Here is a 21,827-nt window from a genome sequence, read left to right as displayed (position 1 = left end):
GCACTGTCGGAATCGTTCGCCGGAGGCGGTGGGAAGAACAGGAGGGCGTCGGGTGAGACTGCTGCTCGTCGAGGACGACGACCGCGTCGCCGCGGCGCTCTCCGCGGTGCTGGCGCGGCACGGCTTCGAGGTCACACATGTGCGCAGCGGCGCCGAGGCGCTCCAGGAACTGCTCGTCGGCGGTCAGGAGGGGCCCGGTTTCGCCGTCGTCCTGCTCGACCTGGGCCTGCCGGACCAGGACGGTTTCGAGGTGTGCGGCCGCATCCGCCGTACCAGCTCCACCCCGGTGATCATGGTGACCGCACGCGCCGACGTACGGTCCCGGATACACGGGCTCAACCTGGGCGCGGACGACTACGTCGTCAAGCCGTACGACATGGGCGAGCTGCTCGCCCGTATCCACGCAGTCAGCCGCCGCACGGCCGTCGAGGAGGCCCCCGCGGCCGGGGAGCGGACGGCAGCGCAGGGAGCGGACGGAGCCGGCACGCTGCGGCTGGGGGCCGTGACCATCGAGCTGCCCACCCGGCAGGTCAGCGTGGACGGCGCGCCGGTGCCGCTCACCCGCAAGGAGTTCGACCTGCTGGCGCTGCTGGCCCAGCGCCCCGGTGTCGTCTTCCGGCGCGAGCAGATCATCAGCGAGGTCTGGCGCACCAGCTGGGAGGGGACCGGCCGCACCCTCGAGGTGCACGTGGCCTCGCTCCGCTCCAAGCTGCAGCGGCCCGCCCTGATCGAGACGGTACGCGGGGTGGGCTACCGCATGGCCGCTCAGGGCGACTGACCCCAGGCCCGGACCGGACCGACGACGTGCGCAGCCGCCTCCTCCCGCTTCTGATCATCCTGCTGGCCGGAATCCTGCTCGCGCTGGGCTTCCCGCTGGCGCTGAGCCAGGCACAGGCACAGCAGCAGCGCGTGGTGGTCGACAGGATCGACGACACCGCGCGCTTCGCCTCCCTCGCGCAGTTCGTCACTTCCACCAGCCAGCCCGACGAACGCCGCGCCACCCTGCAGCACGAGCTGAACCGCTACCACGACCTCTACGGCATCCGGGCCGGCGTCTTCTACCGGGACGGGCGCACGATGGCCGCCTCTCCCGCCGACTGGCGAGTGCCAGGAGAGGGGCAGGAGGGCGGGAAGAAGGGCAGGCCGGACGGGGCACGCGCCTTCGCCGAGGCGCTGGCCGGACGACGCAGCCACGACCCGCCCCAGGTGTGGCCCTGGCAGAGCGACGGCCGGATCGCAGTCGCCTCTCCGGTCATCAGGGACGGCGATGTGGCGGCCGTGGTGCTGACCGACTCGCCCACCGGGCCGATGCGCTCGCGGATCATGCGCGGCTGGCTGGCCATCGCCGCCGGGGAGGCCGCCGCGATGCTGCTGGCCCTGGCGGCGGCGCTGCGCCTGACCGGGTGGGTGCTCAAGCCCGTGCGGACGCTGGACCGGGCAGCGCACGAGATCGCCACCGGGAAGCTCACCTCCCGTGTCGTCGATTCGGTCGGGCCTCCCGAACTGCGCAGACTGGCGCACTCCTTCAACGAGATGGCGGGCAATGTGGAGAGCGTGCTGGAACAGCAGCGCGCCTTCGTCGCCGACGCCTCGCACCAGTTGCGCAACCCGCTCTCCGCACTGCTGCTGCGTATCGAACTGCTCGCCCTGGAGCTGCCCGAGGGCAACGAGGAGATGGCCTCCGTACGGGCCGAGGGCAAGCGGCTGGCACGGGTGCTGGACGATCTGCTCGACCTGGCCCTGGCCGAGCACTCCGACACCGCACATGTGCAACTGACCGATGTCGCCGACATCGCCGCGGAGCGCGTCGCGGCCTGGCGCCCAAGTGCCGAACAGAAGGGCGTGGAGCTGACACTGGCCGGGCAGTCGGCCGCCACCGGGTGGGCCGACCCGGTGGCGCTCTCCAGCGCGCTGGACGCCGTCGTCGACAACGCGGTGAAGTTCACCCCTGACGGCGGAACCGTCACGGTCACCGTACGCGCGGAGGGCGACAGCGTGACCGTCGAGACGGCCGACGCCGGGCCCGGGCTGACCGACGAGGAGCTGGAGCGGGTGGGTGACCGCTTCTGGCGCAGCAGTCGCCACCAGAACGTCTCCGGCTCCGGGCTCGGCCTGTCCATCACCCGCGCGCTGCTGGCCGGGAGCGGCGCGGTGCTGTCCTTCGCGCACAATGACCCGCGGGGCCTGCGGGTGCTGATCACCGTGCCCCGGAACGCCCCAGACGCAGAGTGAGGATCTGGAAGGGCCGCAGTGTCACCCGTACCCCGGCCTCCTCCACGGTGTGGTGCGCCCGGGGGTCGGACAGTGGGCGCTCCAGCAGGTCGGTCTCGGTCACCGAGGTGACGGGGAAACCGGGAGCCAGCAGCGCGCTCGCCCGCCCGCCCAGCGACTCGTAGAGGCGGACGACCACATCGCCGCTGCCGTCCTCGGCCAGTTTCACGGTCTCGGCGACGATCCGGTCGGCCTGTTCGCCCTCCAGCGAGATCAGGGGGGTGACGTGGCTGCCGTCGCCTTGGACGGTCCGCTCGGGCAGGTTGATCCAGTGGCCCTCGCGTACGGCGTCCTGGAGCGTGGCGCCGGGAACGAGTCCGTAGCGCAGCCGGTGCCGCCCCTGGTCCGTCTCCGGGTCCGGGTAGCGGGGAGCGCGCAGCAGCGAGAGGCGGACCGTGGTGGTCTGGCCGCCGTCCTCGCGGATGTCGCGGGTGACGTCGTGCCCGTACGTCGAGTCGTTGACCAGCGCGGCGCCCCAGCCGGGCTCTTCCACGTGCAGCCAGCGGTGCGCGCAGATCTCGAACTTGGCAGCCTCCCAGGAGGTGTTGGTGTGGGTGGGCCGGAAGACGTGCCCGAACTGTGTCTCCGCTGCGGAACGGTCGGCCTTCACATCGAGCGGGAACGCCGCCTTGAGCAGCTTCTCGCTCTCGTGCCAGTCGACGTCGGCCTCCATGAGCAGCACCGAGCTGCCGGCCTGGAGAGTCACTGTCTGCACCACGGCCGACCGGCCGAAGGACCTGGCGACCCGGACGGTGGCACTGTTCCCGTCGGCCTCGGCGACGGTCAGCTCATCGGCGTGCGTCAGATCGGTGGCAGTGTGCCGGTAGAAGACGTCGACATCCCAGGCGTCCCAGTGGTTGGGCAGGTCCGGATGGAGCTGGAGGAGGTTGGCCGCCTGTCCCGGTGCGAGGGCTTCCCGCCCGGAGCGCTGGTCGAAGACGGAGACGACCAGACCGCGGCCGTCCACCTCCACGCGCAGCAGTCCGTTGTCCAGCGTCCAGCCGCCGCGAGCCCGCTCCGCCACGGTGACGGCCTGTGCCGTGGTTGCCTGCGCGACCCGGCCGTCGAGGGGTCGGGCGCCGCCCGCCGGGACGCCCCGGCGGCGATGCGGGGAGCCGTTGAGGACCAGCTCCCGGTCCCCGCGCCCGGCGAGGGCCTGCTGCGCCTGGTCGATGATCTCCGTCAGTTCCTCGGCCACGCGCGCGTACGTCTCGCGGGCCTCACGGTGCACCCAGGCGATGGAGGAGCCCGGCAGGATGTCGTGGAACTGGTGCAGCAGCACCGTCTTCCACAGCCGCTCCAGCCGCTCGTACGGATAGGCGTAGCCGCTGGTGCGCACGGCGGCGGTCGCGGCCCACAGCTCGGCCTCGCGCAGCAGGGACTCCGAGCGCCGGTTGCCCTGCTTGGTCTTGGCCTGCGAGGTGTACGTACCCCGGTGCAGTTCGAGGTACAGCTCGCCCTGCCACACGGGGGCGTTCGGGTACTCCTGGTGGGCCTTCTCGAAGAACGCAGCCGGCTTCTCCACGGTCACCCGCGGTGAGCCGTCCAGATCGCGCAGCCGGGCGGCGCGGCCCAGCATCTCGCGGGTCGCACCGCCACCGCCGTCACCGTGGCCGAAGGGTACGAGGGAGCGCGAGGCCGCCCCCTTCTCGCGGAAATTGCGTGCCGCGTGCGCCAGTTCCTCGCCGCTGAGGGTCGAGTTGTAGGTGTCCACCGGAGGGAAGTGGGTGAAGATCCGTGTGCCGTCGATTCCCTCCCACCAGAAGGTGTGGTGCGGGAAGGGGTTGGTGCTGCTCCAGGAGATCTTCTGGGTGAGGAACCAGGTGGACCCGGACAGCTTCACCAGCTGCGGCAGTGCCGCCGTGTAGCCGAAGGAGTCGGGCAGCCACACTTCGTCCGTCTCGATGCCGAACTCGTCCAGGAAGAACTTCTTGCCGTAGAGGAACTGCCGAGCCATGGCCTCGCCGCCGACCATGTTGGTGTCCGACTCCACCCACATGCCGCCCACCGGGACGAACCGGCCCTCGGCGACCTTCCGCTTGACCTTGGCGTACACCTCGGGCCGGTGCTCCTTGATCCAGGCGAACTGCTGGGCCTGCGACATGGCGAAGACGAACTCCGGATGGTCGTCCATCAGCGCGACCATGTTGGACGCGGTCCGGGCCACCTTGCGCACCGTCTCGCGCAGCGGCCACAGCCAGGCGGAGTCGATGTGCGCGTGTCCCACCGCGCTGACCAGGTGCGCCGACGCCCGCGCCGGGGCCGTCAGCGTGTCTGAGAGCCGCTCCCGCGCCCGGCCGGCGCTGCCGGGCACGTCCGCCAGGTCCAGGGCGTCCAGCGCCCGCTCCAGGGCCCGCAGCAGCTCCCAGCGGCGGGCGTCCTCCAGCGGGAGCTCACGCATCAGCGAGCCCGCCACCTCCAGGTCCAGGGCCAGCTCCCACACCTGCGGCTCGAAGACGGCCAGATCCATCCGTGCCAGCCGGTAGAGAGGCGTGCTGTCCGCCGTGCGGATGTCGCCCTGGTGGGTCGGTGTCTGCGGGGTGTTGACGATCGGATTGGAGGCGGCCTCGATGTACAGCTCGATCTCCTCGCCGCCGGCGGCGGTGTCCGCCAGCCGCACCCAGGAGTTGCGCGGATGCAGCCCTTTGACCGCTTCGCCGTCCGCCCGGTAGACGAGTCCCTCGCACTGGAAGCCCGGCATGTTCCGCTCGAAGCCGAGGTCCAGTACGGCCTCCACCGTCCGGCCCGCCCATGCGCGCGGAACCTGTCCCGTCACCCGGAACCAGGTCGTGCCCCAGGCGGGTCCCCAGGTCTCGCCGACCGCGGCCGGCCCGTAGGGCGCCGAGACGCCCTGTGCGACCGGCACCGGCTCTCCCGGCGCCTCCCAGCGTTCGACGGTCAGTGGCAGCGCGGAGGTGTGGACAGCGGGGCGTACCCGCTCGTCCAGTGCGCGGCGCAGCCGGTCCTCGACAGTACGGCGGTCGTCATGCATCGATCGGCTCCTTGGTGGGGTCGGGGCCTGGCGTCGGCAGCGACGTTCCGGTCAGGGCTCGGCCGAGCGGTGCAGGTCAGGGCTTGGCCGAGCGGTAGTAGCGGCGGGCACCCTCGTGCAGCGGCACGGGATCGGTGTAGATGGCGGTTCGCAGATCGACCTTCTGGGCGGCGTGCACCTCCCGTCCGATCTGGTCCCTGCTCTTGATGACGGAGCGGGTGATGCCCTCGGTCAGTTCGGGGTCCGTACTGTCGAGGGTCACCAGCAGGTTGGCGATGGCCACGGTCTTGACCGACCGTCCGCGCTGCACGGTGGGGTAGGCGTCGGGCGCCATCACGGCAGCGCGGTAGTAGCGCGTCTCGGGGCGCTGTTCGTGCAGCCGGGGCAGCAGGTCGCCGAGTTGCACCAGACGTATGTCGGTCCGCTCCGCCAAGCGCTCGATGGCGCCCGTCGGCAGCCCGCCCGACCAGAAGAACGCGTCCAGCTTCCCCTCGGACAGCAGCTTTGGCATCGTGTCGATGCCCTTGCGCACGGGGTGCACATCGTGGTCCATGTCCAGCCCCGCGGCCTTGAGCAGCCTCTCGGTCACCAGGGCGACCCCGGAGCGCCGCTCGCCGACTCCGACGCGCAGCCCCTTGAGGTCCTTGGCACTGTCGACCGGTGAGTCCCTGCGTACGACGAGGTGCATGTAGTCGTCGTACAGCCGGGCGCACGCCCGGATGTGAGAGGCCTTCTTGCCGCCCTTCTCCCGGTAGGCGGCGAGCGCGTCGGAGGCGGTGATGGTGAAGTCCGCCTCGCCGGAGACGATCCGCGCCAGGTTCTGCACCGAGCCCTGGCTCCGCTGCAGCGTCAGGTCCACCCGGGGCAGATCCCGCGCGAGCCGCTTCTTGAACAGGGTGCCGTAGCGCTCGTACACGCCGGTGCGCACCCCGGTGGCGAAAGTGATCTCTCCGCCGGGGGAGGGCGTGGGTGTCGGCCGCAGCCACCACACCAGCAGTCCGCACACCACGAGCACGGCGGTCGCGGCCCACAGGACGCGTTGCCGACCGGTGCTGAGTCCGCCCGGGCGGCGCATCGGACGGGACACCGTTCGCGGACGCAGGCTGGCCATGGAAAGGGATACTGCCAGCACCGCGGCCACGACGGGAATGGTGCGAGTCACCCCGTCGAGACGCCGGGTGCGAACGCGCCGATTCGCGAACTGCAAATTTCACACTGTCGCTTGCTGAGTGGAACTGCAGGGGCCATAGTGACGGTCAGACCACGTGTCACGGCCCTTCCGCGGGGCCGGGACCAGCTCGACGGAAGGCGCCTCCACGTGTACGCCGCCCCCGCTCGCAGGGATCCCGCAACAGCCTCCACAACAGCGCCTCCGGCGTCCGGCGGCGCCCCGCACCCGGCGGCGCCGCCCGGACGTACCGAAGACCCGGCCTGGCAGTTGCGTTTCCCCGCCCGGGAGCAGTACATAGGCCGGGCACGCGACGCCTTCGCCTCCTGGCTGCGGGAGCGCAAGGACCCGTCGATATCCGACGAGGTGGTCGACGATGCCGTGCTCCTGCTCTCCGAGCTGACGACCAACGCCGTCGTGCACACCCGTTGTCTGCCCGACGCCGAGCTGGTCTGCCGCGCCGCTCTGGCACCCCGCGAGACGCCCCCCGCCGCACTGCTGCGCATCGAGGTGCACGACCACGCCGAAGGTGACGACAGGCCGGAACTGAAGGACAGCGAGGCCGCCGACGAGAGCGGCCGGGGCCTGTGCATCGTGGCCGCGCTCGCCGCTGACTGGGGCGTGCGGCCCTCTTCCGTCACCGACGGGAACGCGGTCTGGGCGACTCTGCGGCTGCCTTCCGAACACGCCGCACAGTGACGTGAGTCACAGTGTGCCGTCCGGTGTCCGAGCGCACCCGACCAGGCGGCCGTGGCGGTCGGTGCGAACGCCTACCCTTGTCGCATGAGCAGTAGCGACCGGAGTCAGGCAGTGGACGTCAAGGGGACGTACGAGGTGCGCACCTTCGGGTGTCAGATGAACGTCCATGACTCCGAGCGGATGGCGGGCCTGTTGGAGGACGCCGGCTATGTCCGGGCGCCGCAGGGGGCCGAGGCCGCCGATGTGGTCGTCTTCAACACCTGCGCCGTACGCGAGAACGCCGACAACCGGCTCTACGGCAACCTCGGGCAGCTCGCCCCCAAGAAGGCCGCGCGCCCCGGTATGCAGATCGCTGTGGGCGGCTGCCTGGCGCAGAAGGACCGGGACACCATCGTCAAGAAGGCCCCCTGGGTCGATGTCGTCTTCGGCACCCACAACGTGGGGAAGCTGCCCGTGCTGCTGGAGCGCGCCCGCCTGCGCGACGAGGCACAGGTGGAGATCGCGGAGTCCCTCGAGGCCTTCCCCTCCACGCTGCCCACCCGCCGCGAGAGCGCCTACGCGGCCTGGGTCTCGGTCTCGGTGGGCTGCAACAACACCTGCACCTTCTGCATCGTCCCCCAGCTGCGCGGCAAGGAGAAGGACCGCCGCCCCGGCGACATCCTCGCCGAGATCGAGACGCTGGTCGACGAGGGCGTCAGCGAGATCACCCTGCTCGGCCAGAACGTCAACGCCTACGGCTCCGACATCGGTGACCGCGAGGCGTTCAGCAAGCTGCTGCGCGCCTGCGGACGCATCGAGGGCCTGGAGCGCGTGCGCTTCACCTCCCCGCACCCCCGCGACTTCACCGACGACGTCATCGCCGCCATGGCCGAGACGCCCAATGTGATGCCGCAGCTGCACATGCCGCTGCAGTCCGGCTCCTCGCGCGTCCTCAAGGCGATGCGCCGCTCCTACCGGCAGGAACGCTTCCTCGGCATCATCGAGAAGGTCCGGGCCGCCATCCCCGAGGCCGCGCTCTCGACCGACATCATCGTCGGCTTCCCCGGTGAGACGGAGGAGGACTTCGCCGAGACGCTGCACGTGGTGCGCGAGGCGCGGTTCGCCCAGGCCTTCACCTTCCAGTACAGCAAGCGCCCCGGCACGCCCGCCGCCGAGATGCCCGACCAGGTCCCCAAGGAGGTCGTCCAGGAGCGCTACGAGCGCCTGGTGGCCCTCCAGGAGGAGATCTCCTGGGAGGAGAACAAGAAGCAGGTCGGCCGCACGCTGGAGCTGATGGTCGCCGAGGGCGAGGGGCGCAAGGACGACGCCACCCAGCGGCTGTCCGGCCGCGCCCCGGACAACCGTCTGGTGCACTTCACCCGGCCCGACGAACCGGTGCGCCCGGGCGATGTCGTGACCGTCGAGGTCACCTACGCCGCACCTCACCACCTGCTCGCCGAGGGCCCGGCCAAGGCCGTGCGCCGCACCCGCGCGGGCGACGCCTGGGAGCGCCGCACCGCCGCGCCGCAGGAGCGGCAGGGCAGCGGCGTCATGCTCGGCCTGCCCACCGTAGGGGTCCCGGACCCGCTGCCCGCCGCCACCGGCGGCTGCGGCCTGGACTGACGACACGGGCGCGCCCCGCGCGCGCCCGGCGTGCCGGCGCATCCCGCCTCGGGTGCGCCCCCGGAGGCGCCCTGCCTCGGCGTACGCGGCAGGACGCGTCGGTGTCACGTGTTTCAGCCGATCTCGCACGCTCGGGTGAGTCACGGCGCGGGCAGGCTGGGAAGTGGTGCGTACGGCACTTAAGCTGCGCGCCATGCTTGTCGCCGCAGCCGTATGTCCCTGCCCCCCGCTGCTCGTGCCCGAGGTCGCGGGTGGTGCCGCTCCCGAGATGGACGCGGCACGCGCCGCCTGCTACGACGCCCTCGGCGTCCTGGCGGCGGCCCGCCCCGACCAGTTGTATGTGCTCGGCCCCGCGGAGCCCTCGGGGCGTGGCCCGCACCCACAGGGTGCGCGCGGGTCGTTCGCCGGGTTCGGCGTTCCCATGGAGGTGAGTCTGGGCAAGGGCGAGCCGGCACGGCGCGAGTTGCCCCCGTCACTGGCTGTCGGCGCGTGGCTGCTGGAGCGTACAGAGTGGACCTGCTGCCCTGTTGAGGGGCTCGGCATCGGGGAACCGCTCCCCAGGGCCCGCTGTGCCGAGACGGGACGCGAGCTGGCCGCCCGCGCGGACCGGGTGGCGCTCTTGGTGATGGGGGACGGCAGCAACTGCCGCACGCTCAAGGCGCCGGGCTACTTCGACGAGCGGGCCACCGCCTTCGACGCGGAGGCGGCGCGTGCGCTCGGCGACGCAGACAGTGCCGCGCTCCTGGCCCTGGACGAGGAGCTGGCCTACGAGCTGAAGGCCGCAGGGCGCTCGTCCTGGCAGACGCTCGCCGGCGCCGCGCAAGGGGCCGACCTGGCCGGCCGACTGCTCTACGACGAAGCGCCCTACGGCGTGGGCTACATGGTCGCGAGCTGGTCGTAGGCCGTCGTAGCCACAGTCCGGGGCGCTGAGAGTTCCGGCGTACGGAGAAGACGTCGCATACGGAGAAGGACAGGACGCTCACACAGGGCAGCGGGGGTGTGCGGTGCGCGTACGCACCGTTCACCCCCGCTGAGCGCCGACCGTTCCCTCCGGCCGGGATCAGGTCCTGGGCCCGCCGCTGCTGCTGCCGCCGCCCGCACCCGTGTCGGGGCCGCTCGAACCGCTCGGGCCGTTGCCCGAGCCGCCCTCGCCGCGACCTTCGTCGGCCAGCCGCTGCGCCGCGTCCTTCGCCTTCCGGGCGCCGGAGTCGATCTTGTCGCTGTACTTGCCCTTGGTCTTGGAATCCGCGAGCTTCGCGGCCTTGTCGACGCCCTGCTGGACCTTGTCGCCATGCTGGCCGAGCATGCCCTTGACCTTGTCCATGAAGCCCATCGCGATCCCCTTTCTCGACGCTGTCGCCGTACCGTACGGCGTTCGCCGCACGAGCCTATTGGCGGGCGTTCTCGCCCGTCTCGCTGTCGGCGGCCTGGTCGGCGGACGGCTGCTTGGGAATCCCCGGGTTCCCCGCACCGGACTCTGCCACCGCGTCCGCCGCCGGTGCTTCGGCCGCCTGGGCCTCCTCCGCCGAGCCGCCACTCGCGGCTGCCGCGTCACTCGTGGCCGCCGCTTCGTCACCCGCGGGCGCGGGGGCTTCGGTCTCGGCGCGCCGGGTCTCGCCCCGCTCCGCGCCGGGCTCGTCCGCTCCCGTTTCCCCCGCAGGGGTGGCCCGCTGGCTGTCCTGTGTTGACCTGCTGGACGAACGACGGAGAAGCTTCGCAAAAACGCCCATATCTACTCCAGATCCTACTCGTGTGGGCGAAATCCCGCGCCTTGCGGAGCGTCCCATTGCGCCGCCCCTGGGCACCGGTGCGGAAACCGGCTGTCGGAACCTCGCAACGGGCAACGACCCCGCGGGTGCCCCGTCACGTCGCTCGTTCGAGGAGCATCAGGCGGGTTTGCGAGACTTGACCCGTGAATGACGCAGCCGCCCCCCTTCCTGTCTCATCGGACTCCCCGCCGGTCGTCGCCGTCGTGGGCCCCACCGCGGCCGGTAAATCCGACCTGGGTGTCTTCCTCGCGCGAGAGCTGGGCGGCGAGGTCGTCAACGCCGACTCGATGCAGCTCTACCGAGGGATGGACATCGGTACCGCCAAGCTGACCGTGGAGGAACGGCGGGGCGTGCCGCACCACCTGCTCGACATCTGGGACGTCACCGTCGCCGCGAGCGTCGCCGAGTACCAACGGCTGGCCAGGGCCGAGATCGACAGGCTGCGCGCCCAGGGCCGGGTGCCCGTACTGGTCGGCGGCTCCGGACTCTACGTACGCGGCGCACTGGACGCCATGGAGTTCCCCGGAACCGATCCCCAGGTGCGGGCCCGGCTGGAGGCGGAGCTGGCCGAGCACGGCCCCGGCATTCTGCACACCCGGCTGGCGGCGGCCGACCCTGAGGCCGCTCGCGCGATACTGCCCAGCAACGGACGGCGCATCGTGCGGGCCCTGGAGGTCATCGAGATCACCGGGCGCCCCTTCACGGCCAATCTGCCGGGCCATGAGGCCGTCTACGACACGGTGCAGATCGGGGTGGACGTGGCCAGGCCCGAGCTGGACGAGCGGATCGCCCGCCGGGTGGACCGCATGTGGGAGACCGGGTTGGTGGACGAGGTGCGCGAGCTGGAGCGGCAGGGGCTGCGGGAGGGGCGTACGGCCTCGCGTGCCCTGGGGTATCAGCAGGTGCTCTCGGCGTTCGCGGGGGAGTGCACCCTGGAGGAGGCACGGGCGGAGACGGTCCGCGCGACCAAGCGCTTCGCGCGCCGTCAGGATTCCTGGTTTCGCCGCGATCCACGGGTGAACTGGCTCAGTGGGGCGGCGGCCGACAGGCGGGAACTGCCGGGTGCCGCGCTCGCGTTGCTCACGAAAGCGGTTACAGCCTGATCACGTGATGGCATCGGGAAGCCCTGAGCGACCGTCCCGTTACCCCTGGCGTGCCATCATCGACCATCGTTGACTGCCGTGAAGCCGGAGTTGGGAGGGCGCGTGGCAATGGAGGCCAGCCCTCGGGACAACTCCTCTCCCGCGGAAGCGGAGCCCCTCTCGGACCGTGAGCTGCTGCCGGTCGGTGACGAGCCCTTGGCCGACCGTGACGACACGGAAGAGCAGGAGCCGCTGCCGGGTCCGGAGCCGTCCTCGGGCCGTGAGCCGGACGAGTCCTCCGACGGGGAGCCGGGCCCGGAGCTCGACCCGCCGGTGGAGCCGCACGAGCTGCGCCCGCAGCGCAAGCTGCGCCTGTGGCAGCTCGCACCGATCGTGGTGCTCGGCGCGCTCGGCTCGCTGATGTTCGCCTTCCCGCTCGCCTTCGAGCCGGGCGGCAGCTCCGGAGCGGTCGTCTCGATGCTCGGACTCCTGCTGTGCGGCTGCGCCGCCGGCTGGGGCGTGATGGCGGCCCGCAGGGTGGGGCACACCTGGCCCGGCCTCCCGGCGCGCGGCTCCGGCGGGCGCCCCGACTGGCGGGTGGTCCTGATCTACGCCGTCGTCGTCTGCACCGTCGTCGTGCTGGCCGTCTGGCGAGTCGCCCGACTGCGCTGACCGGGCGGCCTCCGGATTCCCGTACGATCGGCAGCGTGACCAGCGCACCAGGCGTGCCGTTCCTCAAGGGCCACGGCACAGAGAACGACTTCGTGATCATTCCGGACCCGGACGGGCTGCTCGACCTCTCCCCGGAAGCGGTGGCCCGGCTGTGCGACCGGAGGGCGGGCATCGGCGGTGACGGCGTACTCCGCGTCGTCCGCTCGGCCGCCCACCCCGAGGCCAAGGACATGGCCGACGAGGCCGAGTGGTTCATGGACTACCGCAACAGCGACGGCTCCGTCGCGGAGATGTGCGGCAACGGTGCCCGGGTCTTCGCCCGCTATCTGGAGCGCGCGGGGCTGGCCCGGCCCGGCGAGGTCGCCATCGCGACCCGGGCGGGTGTGCGCAAGGCACACATCGCCGAGGACGGCGGCCACGTCACCATCGCCATGGGCGCGGCCGAGCTGACGGAGCCGGACGACGGAACGGACGAGATCACCGTCAGCGTCGCGGGGCACACCTGGCCCGTGCGCAAGGTGGGCATGGGCAACCCGCACGCGGTCGCGTTCGTCTCGGACCTGGCGGACGCTGGCCGGCTGCTGGAGGCGCCCACGGTGCGTCCGGCTGCCGCCTACCCGGCCGGGGTCAATGTCGAGTTCGTCGTCTCCCGGGGGCCCCGGCACGTCGCCCTGCGGGTGCACGAGCGCGGCGCGGGGGAGACCCGCTCCTGCGGCACGGGCGCCTGCGCCGTGATGGTCGCGGCAGCCCGCAGGGACGGAGCCGACCCGCGCAGGGACGGTGCGTCGGTGACCTACACCGTGGACGTGCCCGGGGGCCGACTGGAGATCACCGAGCGGCCCGACGGCGAGATCGAGATGGCCGGTCCCGCGGTGATCGTCGCGGAAGGCACCATCGACCCCGCGCTCCTCCCCTGAGGCTCGCGCTCTGACGGCCCGGACCGCACTCTGACGGCCCCCGCCCGCCCGACGGGCCGCCGACCCGCCGTCGCACGATGGGGTGATCCGCCTCACGCTCGGCCGGACCCGGTCAGCGGCCCGTGATGGGCTCGGTACCATCGCACCCCCGGCCCGGGGTGCACAGGAGCGGGAGGTGCCCATGAGCGCGGTGCGCAGTCTGCGGAAACTCAGCAGAGCGGCACTGCTGGGCGCCACGCCACGGGACTCCCTGCCGGACGCCATCGAACACGTCGCCAAGGTGCACAAGGCGCACCACCCCCGGGCCGATCTGCGACCGCTGCGCAAGGCCTACATGCTGGCCGAGTCCTCGCACAGGGGACAGATGCGCAAGAGCGGCGAGCCCTACATCACCCATCCCCTCGCGGTGACCCTGCTGCTGGCACAGCTGGGCGCCGAGACCACCACGCTGACCGCGTCACTGCTGCACGACACGGTCGAGGACACCGCCGTGACGCTCGAACAGGTGCGACGGGAGTTCGGCGACCAGGTCTGCTATCTGGTGGACGGCGTCACCAAGCTGGAGAAGGTCGACTACGGTTCGGCCGCGGAGCCGGAGACGTTCCGCAAGATGCTGCTCGCGACCGGCAACGACGTACGGGTGATGTCCATCAAGCTGGCCGACCGGCTGCACAATATGCGCACCCTCGGCGTGATGCGGCGTGAGAAACAGGTGCGCATCGCCAAGGTGACACGGGATGTACTGATCCCGCTCGCGGAACGGCTCGGCATCCAGGCGCTCAAGAGCGAGCTGGAGGACCTCGTCTTCGCGATCCTCCACCCGGAAGAGCACAGCAGGACGCGCGAGTTGATCCGTGAGCACAACTCGCACCCCGACCCGCTGACGGGTTTCGCCGCACAGGTGCGACGCACGCTGCGCGAGGCGGGCATCGCCGCACAGGTGCTGATCCGCCCCCGGCACACCGTCTCCGTGCACCGGCTGCGGCTCAAACGCGGGCAGCTGGGCGACTGCGACTTCGCCCGGCTGCTGGTCCTCGTGGACGAGGACGCGGACTGCTACGCGGTGCTGGGGGAGCTGCACACCTGCTTCGCCCCCCTCGTCTCGGAGTTCAAGGACTTCATCGCCGCGCCCAAGTTCAACCTCTACCAGTCGCTGCACACCGCGATCGCCGACGACGAGGGCAAGGTCGCCGAGGTGCTCGTACGCACCCGGCGGATGCACCAGGTGGCCGAGACCGGCGTCATCGCCCTCGGAGACCCGCACGCGGCCGCCGAGACAGCCCCGGACGCCGCCGAGGCGGGCGTGTCGGCCGGGACAGCGGACGGGGCGGGGGAGCGGACCGATCCGACCCGGCCCGGATGGCTCTCCCGTCTGCTGGAGTGGCAGAGCCACGCGCCCGATCCGAACACCTTCTGGCAGGAACTGCGCGACGAACTGGCGCAGGACCTGGAGATCACCGTGTACTGCTCCGTCCCCGGCGCGGAGGGCGTGGCCGGGGGCGCGCTGCCGCTGCCCGCAGCAGCGACCTGTGTGGACGCCGCCTACGCCCGGCTGGGCAAGGCGGCCCACCGCTGCATCGGGGCCCGCGTCAACGGGCGGCTGGCCGCACTCACCACGGTGCTCCGGGACGGGGACGCGCTCCAGCTCTTCCTGGAGTCCGGCAGCGGCGCCCCCTCGGGCCCCTCCCCGGAGTGGCTCGACCACGTACGCACGCCCTCCGCGCGGCTGGCCATCAGGGAGTGGCTCGCCGCACACGGCCGACGGGAGGCCGACCAGCCGTACGACGAGCGCCCCTTGGCGCCGGAGGACACGCGACAGGTGGCCGGCCAGAAGGTGTCCGAGAGGTCCTCCGGAGCAGTGCTCCCCGGAGCAGCGCACGACGAGCGCCGGCCGGAGCCGCAGGAAGACGCACCCCAGCAGCCGGACGCACCGCGGTGGGACGCTCAGCAGCCCCCGGAGGAGTACACCGAGTACGCGGAGTACGGCGAGAACATCCCCGTGGTGCCCGGCCACCCCGGCACACCCGTGCGCCTCGCCCGCTGCTGCACACCCGTGCCGACGGACTCGGTCACCGGTTTTCCGGTCCGGGGCGGCGCTGTGACGGTGCATCGCGACAGCTGCCAGTCGGTGGCCCGGATGGCCTCCGCCGGACGCCTCACCCTGCCGGTGCGCTGGGAGCAGGGCGAGGCAGGGTGCAGGGTCACCCTGCGGGCCGAGGCGTTCGGGCGGCCGCATCTGCTCGCCGACCTCACCGAGACCATCGCGGCCCAGGGAGCGGCGGTCGTCTCGGCCGATGTCGAGCCGCCGCGCGAGCAGCGGGTGCGGCACACCTACACCCTGCAACTGCCCGACGCGGCGGGGCTGCCCGCGCTGATCCGCGCCATGCGGCGCGTGCCGGGGGTCTACGACGTCACCCGCTCGGTCAGGCAGACCGCCGCGAACTGACGGCCCGTCCGCCCGGTGGTCGCACCCGGGCGGAGTGCGTCCCCTTTCGGGTGGACGCGCACCGGTGACGTCAACAGCGGCACCGGCCGCTGGTAGCGATGTCCCATGGCCCTCACAGCCCATACACGCTCACCCGCCGGACCACGCTCACCCGTCGGACGGCGCAGTGCCCTCGCCTGTACGGTCACCGCCACAGCGCTCGCCCTGGTCGGCGCAGCGCTGCCCGCGCCCGAGGCGGTCGGGATCGGCGATCACCTCTTCCCACACCTGGGCAATCCCGGCTACGACGTCCGTGCCTACGACATCTCCTTCGACTACAGCGGCGACAACAGCAAACCGCTCACCGCACGGACCGTCATCGACGCGCAGGTCACCGCCGGGCCCATGGACAGGTTCAACCTGGACTTCGCGGCCGGGGACATCCACTCGGTCGAGGTCAACGGGCAGGGCGCGCGGTACGCAAGGGCGGGGGAGGACCTCGTGGTCACCCCCCGCACTGCCCTGCGGCGCGGTGGCCATCTGCATGTCGAGGTCCGTCACACCAGCGACCCCACCATCAAGAACGGCGGCTGGGTGCGCACCAATGACGGCGGTCTTGCCATGGCGAACCAGGCCGACGCCGCACACCGGGTCTTCCCCTCGAACGACCACCCGGCGGACAAGGCCATGTTCACCTTCCGGGTGCGGGCACCACAGGGACTGACCGCAGTGGCGGGCGGACTGCCGGCCGGGCGGGCCCGCGTGGGACAGGACACCGTCTGGACGTACCGGATGAGGCACCCCATGGCCACCGAGCTGGCTCAGGTGTCGATCGGCCGCAACACTGTCGTGCACTCCGCAGGACCGCACGGGCTGCCGCTGCGCCACGTCGTCCCCACCGGTCAGCGCAGGGCGCTGGAGCCCGTACTGAACGAGACGTCGCGGCAGGTCGCCTGGATGGAGCGGCGGGCGGGGAAGTACCCGTTCGAGAACTACGGGCTGCTGGTCGCCGAGGCGCGGACCGGATTCGAACTGGAGACACAGACGCTCTCGCTGTTCGAACAGCAACTGCTCTCCTCCCGCAAGTACCCGGACTGGTACCGCGAGTCACTGATGGTGCACGAGCTGGCACACCAGTGGTTCGGCAACAGCGTCTCGCCGCACCGGTGGACCGACCTGTGGCTGAACGAGGGACATGCGACCTGGTACGAGTGGGCCTACGCCGCCGAGCGGGGCGGCTTCTCGGTGGAAGCGCGGGCACGCGCCTCGTACGAGCAGTCCGACGCCTGGCGCAAGCGTTACGGGCCGCCTGCCGCGCTGCTTCCCGCGCGCAAGAGCGGGAAGATCCAGCTCTTCAGCCCGATCGTGTACAACGGTTCCGCAGTGGTGCTGTACGCGCTGCGTGAGCGGATCGGCGAGGAGGCGTTCGCCCGGCTGCAGCGCCTCTGGCCCGGCCTGTACCGCGACTCCAACGCCACCACCGCCGACTTCATCGCCCTGGCCGGCAAGGTCTCCGGCCAGGACCAGAGCGCGTTCCTGAAGAAGTGGCTCTACGGGAAGACCACCCCGCCCATGCCGGGCCATCCCGACTGGACCCAGAAGGAGCCGGTCAAGGTTCCGACGGGCCGGGCGGGGGCAGGCTCGGCCAGGTCGCTCCCCGGCGTGGCCGAGCACCACCACCGGTAGCAGCCGCCAGGAGTCCCTGGACAACCTGGGGGCCCTGGGGCCGTGGGGGAGACGCTCGAAGCCCCCGAGCCTCCTCCCGATTCCCCCCGAGCCCCCTCCCGAGGCCTCTCCCGAGGCCCCGCGGAGACGGGCGAAGCGGCGGCAAATACGGGTGACGGCGCCGCCGCGCCGTGCGACCATCCTTGTGGCCGCGCGGCGCGGCGGCGCGGGAGCGGCCCTCTCGCACCCGGGCCCGGCGCCGGGGAATCTTCCCCGCAGCCGGAGCGTTGTGCGGTACACAAGCTTCCCTCGACCTTAAGGATCCACTTGACCCACTCCTCTTCCCTTCCACAGAACGGCCAGCGCCTCGCCACGACGAACCGCCGAGCCGACGCCCTGATGGAAGAGGACGTCGCTCTCAGTCATACGTTCGACGAGATCCGTGACGGTGATCAGCTCGACCGCTCCGACCGGGCGGCGCTGCGGCGAGTGGCCGGTCTCTCCACCGAGCTGGAGGACGTCACAGAGGTTGAGTACCGGCAGCTGCGCCTGGAGCGCGTGGTGCTGGTCGGCGTCTGGACCTCCGGTACGGCACAGGACGCCGAGAACTCCCTCGCGGAGCTGGCGGCACTCGCCGAGACGGCCGGAGCACTGGTGCTCGACGGCGTCATCCAGCGCCGGGACAAGCCGGACGCGGCCACCTACATCGGCTCCGGCAAGGCCGCCGAGCTGCGGGACATCGTCCTGGAGACCGGCGCCGACACTGTCGTCTGCGACGGTGAGCTGACGCCTGGCCAGCTCATCCACCTCGAAGACGTCGTCAAGGTGAAGGTCGTCGACCGCACGGCGCTGATCCTGGACATCTTCGCGCAGCACGCCAAGTCCCGGGAGGGCAAGGCGCAGGTGGCGCTGGCACAGATGAACTACATGCTCCCCAGGCTGCGCGGCTGGGGTCAGTCGCTCTCCCGGCAGATGGGTGGCGGTGGCTCCGGTTCCGCGGGCGGCGGCATGGCCACGCGTGGTCCCGGTGAGACCAAGATCGAGACGGACCGGCGGCGCATCCGCGAGAAGATGGCGAAGATGCGCCGCGAGATCGCGGAGATGAAGACCGGCCGCGAGGTGAAGCGGCAGGACCGCCGCCGCAACAAGGTGCCCTCGGTCGCCATCGCCGGCTACACCAACGCGGGCAAGTCCTCGCTGCTCAACCGGCTCACCGGTGCAGGCGTGCTGGTGGAGAACGCACTGTTCGCCACCCTGGACCCGACCGTGCGCAAGGCGGAGACGCCCAGCGGCCGGTCCTACACGCTGGCCGACACGGTCGGCTTCGTCCGGCACCTCCCGCACCACCTGGTGGAGGCGTTCCGCTCCACCATGGAGGAGGTCGGTGACGCCGATCTGGTCCTCCATGTGGTCGACGGCGCACACCCGGCCCCCGAGGAGCAGCTCGCCGCCGTACGCGAGGTGATCCGTGACGTGGGCGCCGCGGACGTGCCCGAGATCGTCGTGGTCAACAAGGCGGACGCCGCCGACCCGCTGGTCCTGCAGCGGCTGCTGCGCGCCGAGAAGCACGCGCTCGTCGTCTCGGCCCGCACCGGGCAGGGCGTCGATGAGCTCCGTGAGCTGATCGACAACGAGCTGCCGCGTCCCTCCGTCGAGCTGGAGGTGCTGCTGCCCTACACCGAGGGCAAGCTGGTCTCCCGGGTGCACAACCAGGGCGAGGTGCTCTCCGAGGAGCACATCGAACAGGGCACCCTGCTCAAGGCGAGGGTGCACGAGGAGCTCGCAGCCGAGCTGCGCGCCTTCCAGCCGCTGGCCGCCCGGCAGTAGCCGAGCACAGCGGTAGCGATCGCAGACAAGGGCCCGTCCCTCCCGGAGACCGGGAGGGACGGGCCCTTGTGTGTACTCAGCGGCGCCGAATGAGTGCTGTGCCGGTCAGCCTTTCGGTTGTGCCGGTCAGCCCTTTCGGCTGGCGGCGTTGAAGACCGCCTTGGCCGTCGGGCCCAGCCGCGGTCCCGCCAGCCAGGTGGCAGGGCGCGGGCCGATCGAGTTGACCGAGATCAGCTCCGGCTTGCCGCCCTTGCCCTTGATCAGCCAGGCGCCGCCCGAGGAGCCTCCCGTCATGGTGCAGCCGATGCGGTACAGCGCGGGCTGCGACGGGTCGATCGTCAGCGCGCCGGGACGGTCGGTGCAGGAGAACATCCGGGCGCCGTCGAAGGGCGGCGCCGCCGGGTAGCCGTAGTTGCTCACGCCCCGGATGCGGGACGACGAGGGGGCGTGGAAGTTGACCTTGACGGCGTTGCCCACGGTCTCCTCGAGCGACTTGCCGGACTTGTTCACCGGCTCGACGCGCAGCACGGCGAAGTCCTGCTGGGAGCCGCCGCCCCCGGACCTGGCGCCCTTCTGGATCCAGTAATTGCTGGTCTGGGCCCACTTCACCCACCACTCGCCGTACGGGGCGACCTCCTGCGGCGGGGCGCTGTTGACCGCGGGCATGGAGCGGCCCTTGTCGTTGAAGGCCGGGATGAAGGTGATGTTGCGCAGCCAGCCGCCGCTCCTGCCGGAGTGCACACAGTGGCCGGCCGTGGCGACGAGGTTGGACTTGCCCGGGTGACGCGGGTCCTTGACGACCGTGCCGGAGCAGACCATCGGACCTTCGGGAGTGTCCATGAAGACCTTGCCGGCCGGGGCCGCGTTGCGCGTGTACGGGGTCTTCACCGCCTCAGCCTTGACCGGGCGGGGCTCCGCCGTGTTCGCGGCACCCGAGGTGCTCTCGATGTCCTTGGGGACCTTCTTCTCGTTGTCCTCGGCCTTCTTCATCCGCCCCAGGTCCCAGTGGCCCTTGATGTAGGGGTTGACGAAGTCCTTGGCCTCACGCACCCACTGGTCCTTGTCCCAGTTCTTCCAGGCGCCGTTCTTCCACTTGTCGAGGTCCTGCAGGGACGTGGGAAGGTCCTTCGGCAGCTTGTCGGGGATGCCGATCTTGTCCTCGTCGCTGCCGGAGTTGTCGGCGGACTCGGAGGCGGCGGGCTTGGCGTCAGCCTTCTTCTCGCCGTCGTCGTCCCCGGTACAGGCGGTGGCGGTGAGCGCGAGGGTCGCGGTGAGCGCCGCCGCGACCAGGACCGGACGGCCGCGCCCGGCGGGTCGTATGCGTGACATGGTGGAAGGTCCCCCCGAAGAGTGGTGTGCGAAGCGCGCGTCAGGCGCACGGTGTTCCGGACGCACGGGAGCTCAGCTCTCCTTGCTGACCGAGTCGAAGACCGCCTTGGCCTCCTTGCCGAGACGGGCGCCGGCCAGCCAGTCGGCCGTGATCGGGCCGATGGAGGTCACCGAGAGCAGCCGGGTGCCCGAGGCGTCCAGCCAGGGACCGCCGGACGAACCCGCCGTCATGGTGCAGCCGATGCGGTACATCGAGGGCTGCTCCGGGTCGATCGTCAGCCGTCCGGGCTTGTCGGCGCAGCGGTACATCCGGGCGCCGTCGAAGGGCGGCGCGGCCGGGTAGCCCACCGCGGTGAGGCTCTTGAGCGACTTGACCCGCGGAGTGCTGAAGGAGGGCTTCACCGCTCCGCCGGCCTTCTCCTCCAGCGATGTGCCGCTGGTCTTGTCCTCGGGCTGCACCTGGAGCACCGCGAAGTCCTGCTGCGCGCCCTTGCCGCCGCGCTCGGCACCGTTGTTGATCCAGTGCTTGGTGGTACGGGCGCGCTTGGCCCACCAGATGCCGTCGGGGGCCACGTCACTCTTGGAGGCGGTGGCCAACTGCTGGTTCGACAGTCCCTTGGGGTTGTAGTCCGGCACGAAGACCACATTGCGGTACCAGCCCTTGCCCGCGCCGCCGTGCACACAGTGACCGGCGGTGGCCACCAGGTTGGACTTGCCCGGGTGGCGGGGGTCCTTCAGGACCGACCCGGAGCAGACCATCGCACCCTTCGGAGTGTCCATGAACACCTTGCCGACGGGCAGGTCGTCCGAGGTGTACGGAGTCTTGACCGCCGCGGCCTTGACCGCGTCCGGGGTCGGGTCGGTGACGCGCTCGTCCTCACCGGTGCCGTCGTCGCCGCCGCTGGGGTTGTCGTCGATGTCCGAGTCGTCGACCTTGCGGTCGTTCCCGTCCGCGTCCTTCATACGGTCCGGGTCCCACAGGTCATCGATGATCGGGTTGAAGAATTCCTTGGCCTCCTTCATCCACTTGTCCCGGTCCCAGTTCTTCCAGGCGCCCTTCTTCCAGGCGTCCAGGTCGTCGAGGGAGGTCGGCAGATCCTTCGGGAGGTCGTCAGGGAGACCCAGGTCCTTCTTGAGGTCGCGGCTCGGCTTGTCCTCGGAGGCCGCCTGGCTGGGCTTGTCGTCGGCCTTGTCGTCCTCCGGGCCGCAGGCCGTCGCGGTGACCGCCAGCACGGCGGCGACCGCTGCCGCGGCCAGCGCCGGACGGCGCCGCGCGGACCTGGCTATCGATGGCATCGCTGAACTCCCCCTGATGTGGATCTCGTGCTCTTGACTTGTCATGCACCGCGCCGGGCGGGGCGGCCCCCACTATGCCCGGTGGTGTTCGGGACGGGCACACCAGGGTCAGC

The 21,827-nt window shown here is 71.3% G+C and carries 17 protein-coding genes; 11 read left to right on the top strand and 6 right to left on the bottom strand.

All coding sequences use genetic code 11. The annotated features are described in order from the left end of the window. Nucleotides 1-52 precede the first annotated feature (52 nt). Both HC362_RS08025 and HC362_RS08020 read left to right on the top strand, forming a co-directional pair. Nucleotides 53-778: a response regulator transcription factor gene (locus HC362_RS08025; RefSeq protein ID WP_243083227.1), complete on the top strand. Its 726-nt coding sequence runs from the start codon at nucleotides 53-55 to the stop codon at nucleotides 776-778. 26 nt (nucleotides 779-804) lie between these two features. Then, a complete protein-coding gene (locus tag HC362_RS08020; RefSeq protein WP_243083226.1) occupies nucleotides 805-2,232 on the top strand; it encodes a HAMP domain-containing sensor histidine kinase in 1,428 nt (475 codons plus the stop codon). On the opposite strand, the gene HC362_RS08015 is transcribed toward HC362_RS08020, so the two are convergent. Further along, complete coding sequence (locus tag HC362_RS08015) at nucleotides 2,198-5,263, bottom strand: glycoside hydrolase family 38 C-terminal domain-containing protein (RefSeq protein ID WP_243083225.1); 3,066 nt, start codon at nucleotides 5,261-5,263, stop codon at nucleotides 2,198-2,200. The two genes, HC362_RS08020 and HC362_RS08015, sit on opposite strands and share 35 nt — an antisense overlap. Before the next feature lie 76 nt (nucleotides 5,264-5,339). After that, on the bottom strand, nucleotides 5,340-6,338 hold the full coding sequence (locus HC362_RS08010; RefSeq protein ID WP_243088426.1) for a TAXI family TRAP transporter solute-binding subunit: 999 nt from the start codon (nucleotides 6,336-6,338) through the stop codon (nucleotides 5,340-5,342). A gap of 363 nt (nucleotides 6,339-6,701) precedes the next feature. On the opposite strand from HC362_RS08010, the gene HC362_RS08005 reads away from it, so the two are divergent. From HC362_RS08005 to HC362_RS07995, 3 genes are all read left to right on the top strand, one after another. Next, nucleotides 6,702-7,130, top strand: coding sequence for an ATP-binding protein (locus HC362_RS08005; RefSeq protein WP_243083224.1), 429 nt, complete (start codon nucleotides 6,702-6,704; stop codon nucleotides 7,128-7,130). A gap of 84 nt (nucleotides 7,131-7,214) precedes the next feature. Then, nucleotides 7,215-8,732 carry a tRNA (N6-isopentenyl adenosine(37)-C2)-methylthiotransferase MiaB gene (gene miaB / locus HC362_RS08000; protein WP_243083223.1) on the top strand — a complete coding sequence of 506 codons (1,518 nt, stop codon included), beginning with the start codon at nucleotides 7,215-7,217 and terminating at the stop codon, nucleotides 8,730-8,732. Nucleotides 8,733-8,925: 193 nt separating this feature from the next. Then, complete coding sequence (locus tag HC362_RS07995) at nucleotides 8,926-9,633, top strand: class III extradiol dioxygenase subunit B-like domain-containing protein (RefSeq protein WP_243083222.1); 708 nt, start codon at nucleotides 8,926-8,928, stop codon at nucleotides 9,631-9,633. A 159-nt stretch (nucleotides 9,634-9,792) separates the two neighbouring features. Here HC362_RS07995 and HC362_RS07990 read toward each other — a convergent pair whose 3' ends face one another. Together HC362_RS07990 and HC362_RS07985 are read right to left on the bottom strand one after the other, a co-directional pair. Beyond that, nucleotides 9,793-10,065 (bottom strand): antitoxin, encoded by a 273-nt coding sequence (locus HC362_RS07990; RefSeq protein ID WP_243083221.1) that lies wholly within the window; start codon nucleotides 10,063-10,065, stop codon nucleotides 9,793-9,795. A 55-nt stretch (nucleotides 10,066-10,120) separates the two neighbouring features. Further along, nucleotides 10,121-10,462: a hypothetical protein gene (locus tag HC362_RS07985; RefSeq protein WP_243083220.1), complete on the bottom strand. Its 342-nt coding sequence runs from the start codon at nucleotides 10,460-10,462 to the stop codon at nucleotides 10,121-10,123. Nucleotides 10,463-10,644: 182 nt separating this feature from the next. Between HC362_RS07985 and miaA the strand changes: the two genes are divergently transcribed. The 6 genes from miaA (at nucleotide 10,645) to hflX (ending at nucleotide 19,089) form a co-directional block, all read left to right on the top strand. Further along, nucleotides 10,645-11,604: a tRNA (adenosine(37)-N6)-dimethylallyltransferase MiaA gene (miaA, locus tag HC362_RS07980; protein WP_243083219.1), complete on the top strand. Its 960-nt coding sequence runs from the start codon at nucleotides 10,645-10,647 to the stop codon at nucleotides 11,602-11,604. Nucleotides 11,605-11,712: 108 nt separating this feature from the next. Further along, nucleotides 11,713-12,255, top strand: a complete 543-nt coding sequence (locus HC362_RS07975) for a hypothetical protein (protein WP_243083218.1) — start codon at nucleotides 11,713-11,715, stop codon at nucleotides 12,253-12,255. 35 nt (nucleotides 12,256-12,290) lie between these two features. After that, the gene (gene dapF / locus HC362_RS07970; protein ID WP_243083217.1) at nucleotides 12,291-13,172 is read left to right on the top strand and encodes a diaminopimelate epimerase; all 882 of its coding nucleotides are present in this window, start codon (nucleotides 12,291-12,293) and stop codon (nucleotides 13,170-13,172) included. Nucleotides 13,173-13,353: 181 nt separating this feature from the next. Further along, nucleotides 13,354-15,618 (top strand): HD domain-containing protein, encoded by a 2,265-nt coding sequence (locus tag HC362_RS07965; protein ID WP_243083216.1) that lies wholly within the window; start codon nucleotides 13,354-13,356, stop codon nucleotides 15,616-15,618. Between the two features lie 105 nt (nucleotides 15,619-15,723). Further along, nucleotides 15,724-17,283 (top strand): M1 family metallopeptidase, encoded by a 1,560-nt coding sequence (locus HC362_RS07960; RefSeq protein WP_243083215.1) that lies wholly within the window; start codon nucleotides 15,724-15,726, stop codon nucleotides 17,281-17,283. Between the two features lie 306 nt (nucleotides 17,284-17,589). Continuing rightward, nucleotides 17,590-19,089, top strand: coding sequence for a GTPase HflX (hflX, locus tag HC362_RS07955; protein ID WP_243083214.1), 1,500 nt, complete (start codon nucleotides 17,590-17,592; stop codon nucleotides 19,087-19,089). A gap of 126 nt (nucleotides 19,090-19,215) precedes the next feature. Here hflX and HC362_RS07950 read toward each other — a convergent pair whose 3' ends face one another. Both HC362_RS07950 and HC362_RS07945 read right to left on the bottom strand, forming a co-directional pair. Then, on the bottom strand, nucleotides 19,216-20,418 hold the full coding sequence (locus HC362_RS07950) for a hypothetical protein (protein WP_243083213.1): 1,203 nt from the start codon (nucleotides 20,416-20,418) through the stop codon (nucleotides 19,216-19,218). A gap of 72 nt (nucleotides 20,419-20,490) precedes the next feature. Beyond that, on the bottom strand, nucleotides 20,491-21,714 hold the full coding sequence (locus HC362_RS07945) for a trypsin-like peptidase domain-containing protein (RefSeq protein WP_243083212.1): 1,224 nt from the start codon (nucleotides 21,712-21,714) through the stop codon (nucleotides 20,491-20,493). Nucleotides 21,715-21,827 lie beyond the last annotated feature (113 nt).

The organism is Streptomyces sp. 891-h (genome assembly GCF_022760275.1).
GTDB classification, from domain to species: Bacteria; Actinomycetota; Actinomycetes; order Streptomycetales; family Streptomycetaceae; genus Streptomyces; species Streptomyces spirodelae.
This window is presented reverse-complemented; position numbering and strand designations above follow the sequence as displayed.

Coding starts and splice junctions, on each gene's coding strand:
- HC362_RS07950 (WP_243083213.1), bottom strand. CDS start 20,418: ATGTCACGCATACGACCCGCCGGGCGCGGCCGTCCGGTCCTGGTCGCG.
- miaB (WP_243083223.1), top strand. CDS start 7,215: ATGAGCAGTAGCGACCGGAGTCAGGCAGTGGACGTCAAGGGGACGTAC.
- HC362_RS07990 (WP_243083221.1), bottom strand. CDS start 10,065: ATGGGCTTCATGGACAAGGTCAAGGGCATGCTCGGCCAGCATGGCGAC.
- HC362_RS07985 (WP_243083220.1), bottom strand. CDS start 10,462: ATGGGCGTTTTTGCGAAGCTTCTCCGTCGTTCGTCCAGCAGGTCAACA.
- HC362_RS07965 (WP_243083216.1), top strand. CDS start 13,354: ATGAGCGCGGTGCGCAGTCTGCGGAAACTCAGCAGAGCGGCACTGCTG.
- HC362_RS07995 (WP_243083222.1), top strand. CDS start 8,926: ATGCTTGTCGCCGCAGCCGTATGTCCCTGCCCCCCGCTGCTCGTGCCC.
- HC362_RS08015 (WP_243083225.1), bottom strand. CDS start 5,263: ATGCATGACGACCGCCGTACTGTCGAGGACCGGCTGCGCCGCGCACTG.
- HC362_RS07975 (WP_243083218.1), top strand. CDS start 11,713: ATGGAGGCCAGCCCTCGGGACAACTCCTCTCCCGCGGAAGCGGAGCCC.
- HC362_RS07960 (WP_243083215.1), top strand. CDS start 15,724: ATGGCCCTCACAGCCCATACACGCTCACCCGCCGGACCACGCTCACCC.
- HC362_RS07945 (WP_243083212.1), bottom strand. CDS start 21,714: ATGCCATCGATAGCCAGGTCCGCGCGGCGCCGTCCGGCGCTGGCCGCG.
- HC362_RS08010 (WP_243088426.1), bottom strand. CDS start 6,338: ATGCGCCGCCCGGGCGGACTCAGCACCGGTCGGCAACGCGTCCTGTGG.